The organism is Candidatus Parakkermansia intestinigallinarum (genome assembly GCF_944389695.1).
Taxonomy (GTDB): Bacteria; Verrucomicrobiota; Verrucomicrobiia; order Verrucomicrobiales; family Akkermansiaceae; genus Akkermansia; species Akkermansia intestinigallinarum.
Map to the genome: position 1 here is coordinate 23847 of NZ_CALXNG010000009.1, position 15984 is coordinate 39830.

The following is a 15984-nucleotide window of genomic DNA, read 5'->3' on the forward strand; positions in this document are numbered from 1 at the left end:
ATGTAATAACTCCTGTGAAAGAGCCCGTCCCCGTTCGGGGGCGGGCTCTTTCGCGCATCGGGCGGGGGATAGAGCGTGTCGGCGGCAGCGAGGATCGCGGGGCAGGGGCGAAGCGGAAGCGATCAATGTCCGGCGCCGTCGGCGTCGCCGACGCCCAGCTCGTCTTCAATCTTCCGGTAGACCCTCACGTAGTCCACCTCGTAGAGCGCGGGAAAGGCGAGCTTATCGAGCGAGCCGCCGTTGGCTCCCAGAGCGAGGTTGATGATGATGCCGTGCGGCTGGCGAAACGGATGTTCAACCTTGTCAAAACGCTGATTGACCGCATCGGCCGTTGCCATCTCGTTGACCAACTCTCCGTCGATGAAGATGCGCAGGCGATTCTCATCCCAATCGAGCTTGAAGATGTGGAACTTGTCATCCCAGCGCGGATCCTTCGCGCGGCAGTCCTCCACCTTCACCGTTCGACTGCGCCAGACGGCCGTCCGGGGGCGACCTGCGCTCCACGCGAAATTGGCCAGAAATTTGCCCTTGTAATACTCCATGATGTCGATTTCACCGCAGGCCGGCCACGTCTCGCTGATGCCCGTCGTCCAGAAGGCGGGCCACAGGCCCTCGACGGCTTTGAAGCGTACGCGAGCCTCGAGAATGCCGTAGGTAACGCTGAATTTCCCCTTCGTGGTCAGCGAGGCCGAGGTATAGGCGACCCTCTTGCGATTCTTGCGCCAGTCTTTGCTGCCCGCTTCGTAGTCCGGGTTGGGGAAACTCTCTTTTTTGCCCGTGATGATGAGGCGGCCGCCGCTTTGACGGGCGTTGTCGAGCCGGTACCACTGCATCTCGCGATTGCGGACAAAGCCCCGCTCCGGGCTCCACTTGGCGGGATCGGGCTCGCCTTCGCCGTTGAACTCATCGTGCCAGACGAGGCGGTAACCCTCGGGAGGCTGAGCTCGGCCGACCGTGTCGGCCTTGAAGGGGTCGAGCGCCGGAGCTTGGCGCGAGGTCTCCGCTCCGCCCGTCTCGCCTCCTGCGGCGAGCGGCAGGGCGAGGGCGGCCGAGATGAGATTCCGGATCCATTGCTGTGTCACGGTGATATTGCGGGGAGATTGCGGGTGAGAGAGGGAAGAAGCCTTGCGAGCAGTTTGCGGTCGGGAGACGCCATGGGCGTGTCGGCAAGTGCCGCCAGAGGGATGAAGCCTTCGCCGGGCTTCGGGCGGCAGCTGCCTGAGGCGCGGTAGAGGTGCCGCGTGACTTTGTAGCGCGTGACGCTGTAGCTTTGCTCGGCGATTTTGTCGCAGTCCCTGAGTTCCTCCGGATCGCGGCGGGGCAGACGATACATGCCCTCGTGCCGCTTGCCTCGGCTCTGTTGCTCCATGAGCAGCCCGTCCGGGCCGAGCAGGAGAATATCGTGGTGCTCCGTGCGGGTCACGGGCGGTTTCGGCAATTTCTGCGGCAGTTGAGCGGGGTTCGTGGCCCGGCACCACGAGCGCAGCGGGCAGAGCAGGCAGTCGGGTTCTCCGCTGCGGCAGAGGCGCTGCCCGAGCTCCATGATGCCCGAGTTGAAGGCCCGGGGCTTGTCGGGCGGGACGAGGCGAGCGGAGAGTTTGCCGTGCATGCGTCGGCATGCAGGGGTGTCGATGGGCTGCGAGTCGTTGAGCAAGCGGGCAAAAATGCGAGCCACGTTGGCGTCGACCAGCGGGGCCGGGCGGTTGTAGGCGAAGCTCAGCACGGCGGCTGCCGTGTAATCGCCGATGCCCGGCAAGGCGCGAATCGCCGCCTCGTCTTGCGGAAACTGCCCCCCGTGCAGCTGCGCGATGACTCGCGCGGCTGCCTGAAGCGAGCGCACGCGGCGGTAGTAGCCCAAGCCCTCCCATGAGCGCAGCGCGGTTGATTCATCGGCGGCGGCGAGTGCCTCGGGGGTCGGGAAGCGGGCCATCCAGCTCTCGTAGCGCGCCAGAACCGTCGGAATGGTCGTTTGCTGGAGCATGACCTCACTGACGAGAATCGCCCAAGGATCCGTCGTGCGGCGCCAAGGATAGTCGCGCCCCTCCCTCTCAAACCAAGCGACGAGCGCGGCGGACAGGGGCTCGGCCGCCGCCGCCAGAGCCTCGGCGGCGGGTGTCAGAGCCGAGACGCGGGGGGACGAAGCCGAGACCCGAGGGGACGAAGCCGAGACGCGGGGGGACGAAGCCCTCTTCTTCGGAGCGGAGCTCATGAAGCCTCGCGCGTCTGCGTGGTGTAGATGGAGATGTCGGCGTTCTTGGTGCCGAGCAGCTTCTGGGCGCGCATGAGCGCTTTGCGCGTCGACATGTTCGGATTCTTCGGCTCGATGAGGAAGATGTTGCTTTCACCCTTCTCGCAGTCCTCCTGCAACACCGAAAGCACACCGCTCTTGCGGAGGATGCGGTACACCTCGCGACTCGCACCCGAGATGATGAGGTGGCGCCCCTTCTCTCGCGTGAAGCGGATGAGCTCCTCGAGCGCACATACGGAGGTGGCGTCGAGGTTGCGGGCGTTTCGCATTCTGAGCACGATGACGGCCAGCGAGGCGTCTTCGGCGATGCGCGATACCTGCTTGCGGAAGAGGTCCGCCGCACCGAAGAAGAGATCGCCCTCCACGTGCACGATGGAGATTTGCGGCAGGCGGTTCGCCTTGTCCGCCAGCTTCAGCAGCGTGCCCTCGTTGTCGAGCGTGTACTCGACCAGTTCGGGCTTGGCGGCCTTGCGCAGGAAGAGCGAAACGGAGATGACGACACCGACGAAGATGGCGACGTGCAGCGGCAGAAGCAGCGCCGCGATGAAGGTAATGACGAGCACTGCCGCATCGCCGGGCGTCGAGCGGAAGCAGATGCGCAGCAGCTTGCGGTCAAAGAGCGACACCGCATTGGCCAACACCAGCGCCGCCAGCACGCAGTGCGGAATGCGCGAGATGAGCGGGAAGTTAGCCAGAATGAAGGTGATGCCGAGGCAGAGCAGACCGCAGAAGATGCCCGAGAAGCGCGTGACGGCCCCGGACGTGTAGTTGAGCATGGAGCGCGTGAGCGAGGCCGAGCAGGGCAGGGAGGTCGTGAAGGCAGAGCCCATGTTGGCCATGCCCACGGCAAAGGTGTCTTGGTTGAGATTGAGCGGCTCGCCGGTCTTGGCCGAGAGGGTCTTGCTCATGACGGTCTGCTCGAGGGTCGAGAGAAAGGCGATACCGATGACGATGGGGAAGAGCGTGGCGAGATGCTCGCCGACCTCCCAGACAGCCGGCGGCGAGAGCACGAGGTCGCTCATGGTGAAATCCTTGAGCATGCGAACCTCGGTGAAGGCCCCTCCCGCCCAAGGCTGGCAGAGAACCCAGTTGAGGGCGCTCATGACCACGAGGATGATGGCGAAGGTGGGCAGAAACTTGAAATATTTTTTCAGCGGGATAAAGAGCAGGAAGGAGAGCACGCCGAGAACAATCGGCTGCCACTGCATCTTGTCGAGGTGCTCGAGGATGGCGCTGCTCATGGAGAAAAATGAGCTGCCGGCCTCCACGTCGTGAATGCCCATCACGTAGCGCAGCTGTGAGGCGATGATGAGCGTGGCGGCACCCGTCACGTAGCCGACCAGCACGCTGCGGCTCACGAACTGAAGCATCTCGGTGGCCTTGACGAAGGCGCCGATGACGCAGACGAGCCCCGCCAGAAAGACGATGAGCGGGACGAAGATTTCCGGGTGCATCCGAATCTCCGGATCCGAGGCCAGAAAGAAGCTCGCCAGCATGAAGGCGGTGGCGTTGCTCGGACCGCTGACGGTCAGGCTGCATTTGGTGAAGATCGGGGCGATGAAGGTGCCGACGGTGGCGGCCATGATGCCGTAGATGCTGTCCAGCCCGGCCATGGCGGCGAAGGCCATGCCCTGCGGCAGACCGACGAGGGCGACATCGAGAGCCGCTTTGAGATCGCGCCCGGCTTTGCGCGGGGTGTAGCCGCGCAGGTAGTGGCGGACGGGAAAGGGGTCGATCATGCCCTGACGAAGGTAGGCGCGCAGGCCTTTTCCGGCGTTTCGCAGTCTGTGGAGCAGCATTCCCATACCGCTGCGAGTTTAGCATGGCGGCGGGCGGCCTGCAAGTCCGAATTGAGGCTGAGTGGAGTCTGCCCGACCCGCTTTGCCGGCCCCCTTCGGGGTCGGAACGGTATGCTCGTCGACGCGCGCGGATCCGAGCGGAGAGAGGCCCTCCCGCTGCGGCGCGGTTCTTTTGCCCGCACGAACGGACCCAATGGCGGGGGAGCTCTGCGGTATGTCCGCCGTCGCATGGATCTCCGGCAGGGCCGCCGTCCGCCCGCTGCGGGAAAGTGCTGCGTCAGCGACAGGTGGAGCAGGGAAGCGCAACTAACTCGGTGTTGCGACCTGCGGTGCGGGGAACAGGGTCGGACCTGCGGTTCTGAGGGCTTTGGTGCGACCTGCGGCGCAGGGGAACAGGGTCGGACCTGCGGCGCTGAGGGCTTTGGCGCGACCTGCGGCGCTGCGGGCTTTGGCGCGACTTGAGGCGCTGCGGGCTCTGAATTGCGACCTGCGGTACCGTGGGCTCTGAATTGCAACCTGCGGCGCCGAGGGGGTGGGGAGGAGTCTTGCGGTGCCGGGGGGATGAGAGGGTGTCGCACTTGCGCCGCCGGGAACTCGGGCGCAAAAAAAACGGCCTCGGATCTGCGTGAACCGGGGTCGTTTGCTAAGCCCCCTCTGCGTTGCCTTTCTTCGGCGAGGGGAAGAGCCGTTTGGCGGCGTGTCAGTTCTGGTTCCGGAGATCCGTCCTGATAGCCGATCGAACCGCGCTCTTGGTGACTTGATCCGAATTCCCGCCGCGGATGGCCGTTCCGGCGGCCGATGCCGCCGCATTGGTCATGGCTTCGTTGCTGCAGGAGCTGACGGCGAGGACGCCGAGACCGAGAATCAGAAACATCATTTGTCGCTTCATACACTGACAGTCTACCATATAAGGCAGCGGCGTCAAGAATCCGATCGACTTTCGGATCAAAAATGTTTAGACAGCCCTCGGCGCGGCGGTCGGAGAGCTTCGCTATGAGTCGGAGTCTAAGCCATGTTCCCCTCCGTACAGCGTGGGACAGGACGTGGCTGCGGAGTGTGCACCTCTCACGCCCGCTGAAAAAATAGACGAGACTCAACAAGGCGCTCGGAAACCTGGGCGCAACATATCCCGCGTGACTGACCTGTCAGTTTGTATTGTTAAACATCAAAATATAGGCGGTAACGTTATCGATTCCGATGCTTCGGACTCCCAAGCTTTCCGTTGGTATTTTGCCTTCAATTATTTGGCATAGGTGCATGCCCGAGAGGCCGGCACGTTCTACGACGGTACTTGGTAAAACATTACTCATGGAGCAAAAAACAACACAAAGCATGCCATGGGGAGTGAGAGCCGTGTTTGAGTAGGTGAAGATTTCATCAAGTAAGTCTTTGCCTTCCTCGTTTCTCCATGCATTCGTCAGATAGGTAAACGCCTCCCTGCTTAAATTTGAAAAATCATTAAACCTATATTTCTCTATAACATCAACTCCTACCTCATCGGAGATGGGAGGATTGGACACAATCATATCCCATTTTTCGTCTTTTATGTCGCTTTTCGTGCTTGTGTAAAAATTAGACAGCTTGACTTGGATTTGATTGCCTAAATTGTAATTTCGTATATTAGCTTTGAAACAATCAATAGCTTGTGGATTTATATCGATTCCGAGCACTTTGCAACCCATTTGGTCGGCGAGCAAAATGCTAAGAGGGCCTACACCACAACCAACATCCAAAACTCTCTTTCCCTCCCAGTGCCCCAAATGATGCAAGTGTGCAGCAAAGAATTCCGCCAGTCCGAATCTGGAACAAGTGAAAGGAGTGACTTGCAGTTTGTATGTCTTATCGGCTGTGACGAATAAGGAGGTATATATCATGGAGCGTTGATTTAGCTACGTTTTGTTTCCCTCTAAGTGTATCTTAAATGCCCGAATCACTCAAGAATGGGTGAAGCGTTATCAGGAAAGGCGCATATGAGATTGCGTTAGCATAGAGATTCCTATACAGACTCACCGTTTCCGGACGCTTCGTCAGCCTTTGTTTTAACTCTCCTCCGTCTTGAAAGAGCCTACGATGAGGGTGATCAACATATGGGAAGCGGGGACATGGAGATGAGTTGATTTTCGTATTCCTGCCACACTCCCATGCAGATGGTGTTGCAGATGCATTGTTGACAAGAGGGTAGTTTACGCCTGTATTTGGGCATTAAGTCCTTCTTGTAGTCACCGATTTGCTTACCCGTAGAGGTTAGCAGCCTGAGCTCCTGCGGCCAAAATGATTCAGCCACGCACCGTTCCATTCCCCGGAGTATGCAAAAGGGAACACCCTCAAATCTGAGAGTTTTTATGGGAATGACGGAAGCGAGCTGTTGCGCTGCCTCTTTTACCTCTTCCAATGACACCGCATACTGCGCCATGTTGGTATCTTTGTACCGCATTAAAGAGAATTGAATCAGATAGGCCCCTGAATCCCTTGCGTACATGGCGATCGCCGAGAGCTCGCGAAGATTGCCTTTGAAGATGACCGTGTTCGTACAGAAAGGTATACTATGCTCAGAGAGAAGAGAAAATGATTTTTCCAGCTGAGTGAAATGTCCTCTGACTCCCGCAATACGGGAAAAATCAGGCTCGTTCACCGAATGTAAAGATATGCTGAGGTCACAGTCGATCCCCTCCGTGACGGATTTCAGTTTTTCACACAGTTGTTCAGAGCTGAGAAGGGTTGCGTTGGTCTGAATGGTGATTCTCTTGAACCCCAAGTGTTTTAATCCTCCGAGCAGAGAGAATAGGATGGGTGATACAAAAGGTTCCCCTCCGGTTATGATGCATTTGTCAGCCCCGCAGGCTTGCTGCACTCTGGCGTACCGAAGCAAGGCTTCTAATCCCGGCTGTTCTACAGGGGCATGGCTTCTTATGCAAAAGAAGCATTTTTGGTTGCACTGTTGGGTAATATTAAGATGAATGGTAGGCATAAGAGGCTATTTTCCTTTATCTGCCATGGACATAACTGACTTTAATTCGCTGAAGAAATGCCGCTTCCCATTGCAGTATTCACCTTTGAGAGTCGGCGCTGCCTTCGTGTAAAAATTGTAGCGCGTCCCCAAGCAACCTCCTTTGCACTCCCGCCTAATCGTGCATGACGAACACTCTTTGAGAGCAAGATGGCGAAAGTCGGTATACTCGCGAGGGGAAAATGAGAGCAATTCCGCTAATGAACGTTCATTTAAACAAGGGACATTTTCGTATATGGGGAGATTGTCACATACCCCCATTCTTCCCGACGCGTCTATCAGTAAAAAGTCGTCGCACTTGCTCTCGCTGTACTCGCACCAGGGTGTAAACTTCCCTGAAATGTTCATCAACGCAGAGAAGATAGGTTCTACAATGACATGCTCGCGAACCATGCCCGTTTTTATCCAGCTTCTGAAGGTGTCCACCAAGTAGTCTGCGAATTCCAAGGGGGTTATGGAGTAAGAAGTCAGTCTCCCGTCAAATGTAAAATCGTAACAGGGAACAAATTTGATCAATAATGGGTTTAATTCCGCCAATGACCGCAAAAGGTCCGAGGCGCGTCCCAGACTAGGACGGGTAACGACCGCTAACAGACCAAAAGATAGCCCCTTGTTTTTGAGAGCTTGTATGCCGTTAAGAACCATTTCATACGAGTTATCACCGCTGCAGGTTTTTCTGAAATGGTTCTGGGCAACAGAGTCTCCGTCCAAACTGATTCCTATGCCATTGCCCGAAAATAGGTTGCGATGCCGGTAGAAACAATCAGCCCAGTCATCGGTTATAAGCGTTCCATTGGTTTGTAATGAAAGGGCAATCTTTTTCCCCGGTTGCTTGTTGATTTCCTCAATATGTTGACAGAGTGAATCGTATGCGGGGATTCCCATAAGCAAGGGTTCGCCTCCGTGCAAACAGAGCATAACGGAAAGTTGTTCCGAGCATTGTGCCAATTGCTCAAGCTGCTCAGCGATGGAGACAGCGGATTCCGTACAGTCTCGCAACAGTCCACCTAGGCGACGGCGTTCATAGCAATAGGTGCATGCTAAATTGCATCCGTTAGAAACTTTGTATGTAATGGTCCTTTTCATTTTGGCATTAATGAATGCATTTCAGCAGCTCGAACGGCTTTGGACAAGTGCGATATTATGCTGCGTTTTGCTAAGCAGTAGTCCTCGTATAGTTCGGGGTTTTTAGCTCGGAACAGCCATCTCATTCCGTAGCAACCTCCGTGGCAAATTCCACTTACCGGGCAATTCTGGCTTCGGCAATCGGCGTCCAAGGCCGATTTCAAGGCAGTGTAGTAGGCCGGCATATCCTTGAGCGCCCGATGAAAATCGCATCCCTGAAGTTGATATTCATCTTTGTAGGTCATTTCAGAGAAAGTGTCGCAAATGCAAAGACTTCCATCCGTTTCAACAGATAAAAAGTCTTCACATTTATCTTCGCGATATTCACACCATGGTACGGGTTTGTTGTTCATTACGGAAATGATGGTCGCGAAAGGATCAACGACCACTCGTTTCACCATGCCCGAATGTACCCATCTGAGAAATTGACCTTTCAGATACTCGGCATATTCCGTCGGTCTTACCGAATAGGGCAGCAATATTCCCTCTGAATTCAAGTTATAACAAGGAAGAATTCTCCAAAACTTGGGAGCAATATTCATGATTGCTTCAAAAATATGCGCTGCTCTCCGAATGGAGGTCTGTGTCGTTACGGAGAGAATACCAAAAGGAACACCGTTTTTTTTCAGGCAATCAACTCCTTTTATTGCAGCGGAGTAACTGCCTCCTCCGGCATTCATCTTTCGGAAGTGGTCATGCGTCAGTTCATCCCCATCCAAACTAACCCCGATGCCTCGTTCTCCCATTAGTGATTTGTAGCGAAAAAAAGCTTGCGCCCATTCATCAGTTACTAACGTAGCATTGGTTTGCAGAGAAAAAGCGAAGCTGTTATCTGTTTCCGTGTTCAGCCTTTCCAAACAGGATGCTATCTCCTCGAACGCATTGAGCCCCATGAGCAATGGTTCCCCGCCGTGAAGGCAAATCATGTATCTGTTGCCTTTGTGGCAGTGCGCTTCTCGTTCGAGGTAGGGTAACAATGGAGCCATGTTATCGCTGGTGTCAGGCTTAAGGCAGCCTAACCTACGCCGTTCATAGCAGTACCCGCACCCAAGGTTACAGCCGTTGGTGACCTTGTAGATTATTGTTCTTCGCATAGGAATAACTAGAAAAAACCACGTCCCCCATACCGGATATGGGGGCGGGTTAACATGACACTCTTAAGAGCGATGCTTCAGATCAATAACCGTGAGAGTAGTCTGAGTGGTCTCCCCAACAGGACATTTGTTCGTCGAGCTCCCCACTCTTGACCATATCCACGAAATCTTTCAGAGATGCCAACTCTTCGTCAGTGTATTCTTTGTTCTCCATACAGTGCATGTTAGCCTTCAACACGGAGCTTGTCAAGGAAAAAGGCTACAATTTGATTTTACGGACACAGGTGTTGCATAGGCTGAATCTCTCCAATAAAGCAGACCTGTGGCAATGTGCGAATGAGTCCTGTATGGCTCGGTCTCCAACGGGGCTTTCTCTGCAAGAAATTTGTCTTCGAGTGCCGCTCGGGCATCGTTGCCTTCCGGCTTCCGGATCGCACCGTGTTTCCCTCCGGACAAAACCTTGGTACACATGTGGCGCACGTGGATGTGGCGCTCGTAGCTGCGGTCATTCTTTGTTCTTGACTCCGTCGGCGGGCATGGTAGGCTTGGAGAGGCGCCGAATCAGACAGGCGCCGTCACGCATATGGAAGAGAGACCGGAGGAGGCCTGGAAGCGGCTTCAAAAGACAGTAGAGGAAGTGCGTCGCGAGACGGCGCGAGTCGTTGTAGGGCAGCAGCAGGTTGTGGAGCTGATGCTTGCCGCGCTGATTTGCCGCGGGCACTGCCTGCTGGTGGGCGTCCCGGGCTTGGCCAAGACGCTGCTGGTTTCAACCTTGGGGCGCATCCTCGGCCTCGACTTCCGCCGCATTCAGTTTACGCCCGATCTCATGCCGACGGATATTGTGGGCAGCGAGATTCTTCAGACGCGCGAGGACGGCTCGCGCCATTTCGAGTTCGTTCCCGGCCCCGTGTTCACGAATCTGTTGCTGGCTGATGAGATCAACCGCACGCCGCCCAAGACGCAGGCGGCTCTCCTCGAAGCCATGCAGGAAAAGCAGGTGACGGTCGCCGGAACGACGCGCAAACTCGACGAGCCCTTCATCGTTTTTGCAACGCAGAACCCGGTGGAGCACGAGGGTACTTATCCCCTGCCCGAAGCTCAGCTCGATCGCTTCTTTTTCCAGATCAACATCGACTATCCCACCGTCGAGGAGGAGGAGCTGGTGCTGCACCGCACGACGGGGCTCGAGATGCCCGAGCCCGCAACCCTGCTCGACGCGCCGAAGGTGCAGGAGCTTCAGCGCGCAGTGGTCTCGGTACCCGTCCCGGAAGATGTCTACGGCTTGGTGGTGCGCACCGTGCAGAGCTCGCGCCCGGAGTCTCCGCTCGCCGGGGAGATGGTGAAGAAGTATGTTGCCTGCGGCGCCGGGCCGCGTGCGAGTCAGTGCCTGCTTTCGGCTGCACGCGCCATGGCTCTGCTGCGGGGCCGCAGCAGCGTGAGTCCCGATGAGGTGCGTGCCGTGCTGCATCCCGTGCTGCGCCATCGCCTGATGCCCAACTACCGCGCTACCGGCGAGGGTGTGACGATGGAGTCGGTCATCGACAGTCTGATGTAAAAGCCGAACGCATGGCGGATGCACCTTCCATACTCCGGCCCGAGGACATGGCGAAGCTGGCCAATTACCGCTTCGCCGTCCGCATGATGGCCGAGGGGTGGCTCAGCGGGCGCCACCGCGCCAAGGGGCGCGGCAGCGGCAGCGACTTTCTCGAATACCGGGCTTACGCGCCGGGCGACGATCTGCGCCTGATCGACTGGCGCGTCTATGCCCGAACGGATCGCCTGCAGCTCAAGACCTTTGAGAATGAGACGCACCTCGAGTGTCATCTCTTCGTCGATTCGTCGGCCTCGATGAGTTTTCGCGAGCTCGGCCCGCTCAGCAAGCTTGCCTACGCGTCGCATTTTGCGGCCTGTCTGGCTTGGCTGGTGGTGCGCGGGACGGATCGTGTTTCGCTCCAGCTTTTTGACGAGCAGATTCGCTACTTTTTGCCGCCGGGCTCGACAGCCGCGCACCTCAACGAATGCCTCAGCCATCTGGAGCACAATAAGGCCGGCGGTCGCACCTGCCTGCCGCTGGCGCTCGAGCGCTCGCGCCATCTGCTGGCGCGGCCCGGCAGCGTCATCATCATCTCCGACTTCCTCTGCGAGCCCGAGTCTCTGTTTGAGGCGCTCAACCCCTACGTCCACCGAGGATGCCGCGTGGTGCTCGTGCAGGTGCTCGATCCGGCCGAGCTGGATTTGGTCGATAGCGGCCTCGCCCGCTACGTCGACCTCGAGACCGGCGAGCGCATCACCTTCAACATCGAGAACCTCCGCGCCGCCTATGCCGAGCGCATGCGCGAGCACCGTGCTCAACTGCACGCGATGGCGGCTTCTCGCGGCATGCTCTTTCTCTCCGCGACGACGGATCAGTCATTTTACCCCCTCTTTGATGCTCTCTCGTCATGATGCTGCGTTTTGAAAACCCTCTCTGGTGGCTGATGCTGGCGGCGGCTGTCCCTGTCATCGTGCACTTGGTGGCGCGCGCCAAGCCGCGCGAGAGGCGCTTCAGCTCCATCGCCTTTTTGCTTGAGCTGCTGCGCAGGCATGCCCGCAAGTCGCGCCCGAAGGACTGGCTGCTGCTGTTGCTGCGCACCTTGGCCTGCGCCGCGCTCGCCGCCGCTTTTCTGCTGCCCGTCATCGGCACGGATCAGGGCGGACGGGGCGGCAAGGCTCTCGTCATCGTGCTGGATAACACGGCGAGCATGGGTGCGGCGGACGGCCAGCAGGTGCGCATGAATCAGGCTATCGCGGCGGCCGAGAGCGCCGTGCGACAACTCGGTGCGAACGACAGCGTCAACCTCGTCACTCTTGCGGGCTACCCGCGCTTTCTCTTTGATCGGCCCGAGAGCTCGCGCTCGATGTTGCTGCGCGAGCTGGCACGCACGCGCAGCGTCGAGGCTTCGTCTCAGGGAATCAGCGAGGCGCTGGCTGCCGCGGCGGAGCAGATTCGCGAGTTGCCGGAGGGTGTCAGCGGCGAGTTGCTGATCATCTCGGATTTTCAGGCCGGCAACTGGGACGCCGTCGACTTCGCCTCGGTGCTGCCGCAGGAGGTGCCCGTCACCTTCGTCAATGTGGCCCAGTCTCAGCAACTCGCCAATACCGCCGTCACGCATCTCTCGCTCCACCCGGCCTCGCCTCTCCCCGGGCAGGAAGTGACGGCCACCGTTCACCTGCGTCGCTTTGCGGCGGCGGGCGACGGCTCGGCGGACGAGGGCCTGAGCGTGACGCTGCAGGCCGGCGATCTTCGCCTCACCCAGCCCTGTGCGCTCTCCGAGGACGGCACGGGCGAGGTGCAGTTCAAGCTGGAGGCGCCGCAAAAGGTCGGTGAGTGGGTGCTGCGGGCCGAGACGGAGGCCGATGCCTTCCCGGCCGATAACGTGCGGAGCCTTGTTGCAGAGGTGCGGGATAAATTGGATTGCCAGGTCATCGCCGTCGATCGGGCTCAGGCGGGCTTCATGATGCGGGCCTTGGAGAATACGCCCTTCCTGCGTACCCTGCACGCGCCCTCGCCGACGGAGAAACACGCGGACTTCGTGGTCTGGAATGCACCCCGCGCCGCCGACGTCCCGACGATTCAGCGGCTGCTGGCCGACGGTACGACGGTGCTGCTCGCGCCGGATCTGGAGCATGAGACGGCCTGCGCTCCTCTGCTGCTGGGCAGGGAGGCCGACTATCGCGGCGAGTTGCGCGTCGACGGCGGATTCCGCACGCTGAAGGTCGCGGCCCCCGACGACGCCGTCTTTGAGCTCTTCCGGGGAACACCGCTCGATGCTCTTTGGGCGAGCGAGCAGTACGCCCGCGTGGGGCGCGGCTTCCTCGACCCGCTGCCGCCCGGGGCGACGCTGCTGCTCAGCTATGACGACGGCGTGCCCGCGCTGGTTCGAGTGCCGCAGGGCAGGGGCTGCCTGCTGATTTGGAACATGGCCGTCACCACCCGCGACAATCGCATGGGCTACTCGCCGCTCTTTCTGCCCATGCTGGCCGAGACGCTGCTTCAGTCCCGCGTGAGCGAGCTTCGCCCCGAGCCTGTCGCGGGATGCGATTTGCTCGAATGGAGCGTGCCCGGCAACCGCGAGGCTCGCGAGGTCGTTTTAAGCCATGAGACAGGTGAGGCTCTCGAAACCTCTCCGTCGCCTCCCCGCGCCGGGCAGGCGGTGATGCTTCGCTCCGTGCAGCCTGCGCTGCCCGGGCTCTACAGCTGGTCCGTCGGCTCCGAGATTCTGGGATACACGGCCGTCAACTTCCCCGCCGAAGAGTCTGAACTGCGCGTGACGGACCTGAGCCGCCTGCCGCAGGAGGCTCAGGCGGTATCCGAACGTGCGGCTCCTGCCGCGCCCCTCATCCCCCAACGTCTTGAACTCTGGCCCTGGCTGCTGGCTCTCGCGCTCCTCTGCTTTGTGGCCGAGCTGCTTCTGTGCCGCATGCCCCAACGGAATCCGAAACCATGAGCTTTCTCCCCGTTCTGCCCCTGCCGCTGGTGTTGGCGCTGGCCGTCGTGCTGCCGGTCGTCGTCGCATGGCTCTGCTACGCCGCCTGTCGCACGCTGCGGCGTGCTCCTCGCCTCTGCTGCGTGTCGCTGGCTTGGCTGGCTGCGCTGGCGGGCTGTATGCTGCTGCTCAATCCGGGCAGCGTGAGCCTCAGGCCCTCGTCTGAGAAGCCCGTATGGATTGTCGGGCTCGACGTGTCGGCCTCGATGCGCAGCCCCGTGGCCGATGATGCGGACGCCCCCTCGCGGCACGACGTTGCTCGACGCGCCGTTGCCGCTCTCGACGCGGCGGCTCGCAACAGCGGCCGCGATCTGCACTGGCTCGCACTCTCCGACGCTGCACGCAACTGCGGCAGTGCTGCCGCCCTCACGGAAACGGCATCCGATGCCGAGAGCTCAGCCATCCTCAGCTCGACCGCCGGGGCCATTGAGTCGCTGCGTCGTCAAGGCCGGGTGGTGGCCGGCGTCATGCTGATTTCCGACGGTCGGGATCTGCGCCCGCGCAGCTGGCAGACGCTGGTCGGGCGAGCCGGGGCGGCAGGCTGCCCGGTGCACGTGCTCCCGCTGGGTGCCCATTGGAAGGAGCCCGACCTCTCCCTCTCGACGTCGCGACCGCTCGTGCAGGCCTACGTCGGTGTGCCGACGCGACTGAGCGCACGCATCGACAACACGCGCATGGGAAACCGGCAACTCCTCGTCGAACTGCTCGGGCCTGACGGCTCCGTGCTGCGTTCTCAGCCCGTCGAGAGCCGCGACGGCGAGGCTTCCGACGTCAGCTTCCGCCTCGAGAATGCCGTCGGCGAATACCGCATGCGCATTGCCGTGCAACCCGGCGAGTCTCGAGAGGACAATAACGAACTGCGCTTCACCGTCAGCGCGGCCGATTCCCGCATTCGCGTCTTTCTCGCCGAAGGCGCTCCGTACTGGGACAGCAAATTCCTCGCGCAATACCTTCGCGCTCAGCCCGTCTTTGACGTGCGCTCCGTCCACCGCCTCAGCGACGAGCGCTTCTACCACATCGACAGCGGCGACGACGACGCCGAACCTTCCGACACGCCCGACATGCCCACGACGCTCGAGGGTCTCATGGGCTATGACATCGTTGTGCTGGGCAAGGGTATGGACAGCCTGCTTGACGAAGAGGCCGTGCAGGCGCTCACGGCCTACCTGCGCGATCAGGGCGGCATCGTCGTGATGGCGCGCGGGCGCTGCTACGCGGGTCGCCTCGAGGGGATGGAGGCGCTCGAACCCTTCGTCTGGGGCAGCGGCGTCGGTGCCGAGTCGCGCTTCGTGCCCACCGAGGAGGGCGAGCAGGCGGGGCTCTTCAGCCAGGTGCTCCCCGGTGCCGCCGACGCCGTCTGGAAAGAGCAACCGCCTTTGGATGACGTGCGCGACGTGGCTGAGCTGCGCCCGCAGACGCGCGTGCTTGCCGCAGCGGACGGCTCGGGAACGCCCCTGCTCGGTATCATGCGCTGCGGCATGGGAGCCGTCGCCTGCATCAACGGCGAAGGCCTCTGGAAGTGGGACTTTTACCCCGATGCCCGCGAGCGCGGCAACCTTTATCGCGAGTTCTGGCGCCAATTCCTGCCATGGGTGCAGACAGCTGCGGAGTTTTTCCCCGGCTTTGATCTTTCCCTGCACCCCGAGCGAGCCTCCGTCGCCGCCGGTGAGGGCGTTACCTGCCGGCTGGGCTGGCGAGGCGGCGCACGCCCGGGGCGGGTTCTGGTCGAGGCCGTCTCTCTGGCGGACGGCAAGCGTGCAGCCCTCGTCACGGCCGTGCCTACTGCTTCATCGGGGCTGCCGCGTTGGAAGGCCGCCATACCCCCTCTCCCGTCGGGCGAATACCTGCTGCGTGCCTCCGTGCCCGATCATGCAACCCCCTCGCCCGAATGCCGCTTCACCGTGCGCCGCGCCCCCGGCGAGGCCGATAACCTCGATGCCGATCCTGAGTTGCTGGCTCGCGTCGCCGAGGCGACGGGCGGCATGCAGCTCAGCGACCCGCTCAGCGAAGAGCAGATGGCGACCTTCCTCGCCCTGCCGCCGGGCGTCAGCCTCATCGAAGAAGACTTCACCCCCCTGTGGACACGCTGGCAGGTTCTCGCCTTTGTGGTGATCTGCCTCGGCCTGATCTGGCTGATCCGCCGCCGCCGAGGACTGCCCTGAGATCCCTTCGCCCTTTCATCTTT

The 15984-nt window shown here is 60.1% G+C and carries 12 protein-coding genes; 4 read left to right on the forward strand and 8 right to left on the reverse strand.

All coding sequences use genetic code 11. The features are described from left to right. Positions 1 to 122 precede the first annotated feature (122 nt). The 8 genes from AC6UAL_RS04005 to AC6UAL_RS04040 all read right to left on the reverse strand — a co-directional run bounded on the left by AC6UAL_RS04005 (position 123) and on the right by AC6UAL_RS04040 (position 9273). Entirely contained in the window at positions 123 to 1082 is a 960-nt protein-coding gene (locus AC6UAL_RS04005; protein ID WP_500682079.1) for a glycoside hydrolase family 16 protein, read from the reverse strand. After that, positions 1079 to 2209 (reverse strand): A/G-specific adenine glycosylase, encoded by a 1131-nt coding sequence (locus tag AC6UAL_RS04010; protein ID WP_500682080.1) that lies wholly within the window; start codon positions 2207 to 2209, stop codon positions 1079 to 1081. The genes AC6UAL_RS04005 and AC6UAL_RS04010 overlap by 4 nt, the downstream gene beginning before the upstream one ends. After that, positions 2206 to 4053 (reverse strand): SulP family inorganic anion transporter, encoded by a 1848-nt coding sequence (locus tag AC6UAL_RS04015; protein ID WP_500682081.1) that lies wholly within the window; start codon positions 4051 to 4053, stop codon positions 2206 to 2208. Before AC6UAL_RS04015 ends, AC6UAL_RS04010 begins: the two co-directional genes overlap by 4 nt. A gap of 694 nt (positions 4054 to 4747) precedes the next feature. Then, positions 4748 to 4936, reverse strand: a complete 189-nt coding sequence (locus AC6UAL_RS04020) for a hypothetical protein (protein ID WP_500682082.1) — start codon at positions 4934 to 4936, stop codon at positions 4748 to 4750. Positions 4937 to 5192: 256 nt separating this feature from the next. After that, on the reverse strand, positions 5193 to 5921 hold the full coding sequence (locus tag AC6UAL_RS04025; RefSeq protein WP_500682083.1) for a methyltransferase: 729 nt from the start codon (positions 5919 to 5921) through the stop codon (positions 5193 to 5195). 206 nt (positions 5922 to 6127) lie between these two features. Continuing rightward, complete coding sequence (locus AC6UAL_RS04030) at positions 6128 to 7015, reverse strand: radical SAM protein (RefSeq protein WP_500682084.1); 888 nt, start codon at positions 7013 to 7015, stop codon at positions 6128 to 6130. Between the two features lie 6 nt (positions 7016 to 7021). Further along, positions 7022 to 8140 carry a radical SAM protein gene (locus AC6UAL_RS04035; RefSeq protein ID WP_500682085.1) on the reverse strand — a complete coding sequence of 373 codons (1119 nt, stop codon included), beginning with the start codon at positions 8138 to 8140 and terminating at the stop codon, positions 7022 to 7024. Next, positions 8137 to 9273, reverse strand: coding sequence for a radical SAM protein (locus AC6UAL_RS04040; protein WP_500682086.1), 1137 nt, complete (start codon positions 9271 to 9273; stop codon positions 8137 to 8139). Before AC6UAL_RS04040 ends, AC6UAL_RS04035 begins: the two co-directional genes overlap by 4 nt. A 583-nt stretch (positions 9274 to 9856) precedes the next feature. Between AC6UAL_RS04040 and AC6UAL_RS04045 the strand changes: the two genes are divergently transcribed. The 4 genes from AC6UAL_RS04045 to AC6UAL_RS04060 are packed head-to-tail and all read left to right on the forward strand — an operon-like array spanning position 9857 to position 15961. Further along, positions 9857 to 10828: an AAA family ATPase gene (locus AC6UAL_RS04045; RefSeq protein WP_500682087.1), complete on the forward strand. Its 972-nt coding sequence runs from the start codon at positions 9857 to 9859 to the stop codon at positions 10826 to 10828. Positions 10829 to 10839: 11 nt separating this feature from the next. Continuing rightward, positions 10840 to 11718 carry a DUF58 domain-containing protein gene (locus AC6UAL_RS04050; protein WP_500682088.1) on the forward strand — a complete coding sequence of 293 codons (879 nt, stop codon included), beginning with the start codon at positions 10840 to 10842 and terminating at the stop codon, positions 11716 to 11718. Further along, positions 11715 to 13760, forward strand: coding sequence for a BatA domain-containing protein (locus AC6UAL_RS04055; protein WP_500682089.1), 2046 nt, complete (start codon positions 11715 to 11717; stop codon positions 13758 to 13760). The genes AC6UAL_RS04050 and AC6UAL_RS04055 overlap by 4 nt, the downstream gene beginning before the upstream one ends. After that, on the forward strand, positions 13757 to 15961 hold the full coding sequence (locus AC6UAL_RS04060; protein ID WP_500682090.1) for a hypothetical protein: 2205 nt from the start codon (positions 13757 to 13759) through the stop codon (positions 15959 to 15961). Before AC6UAL_RS04055 ends, AC6UAL_RS04060 begins: the two co-directional genes overlap by 4 nt. Positions 15962 to 15984: the final 23 nt, after the last annotated feature.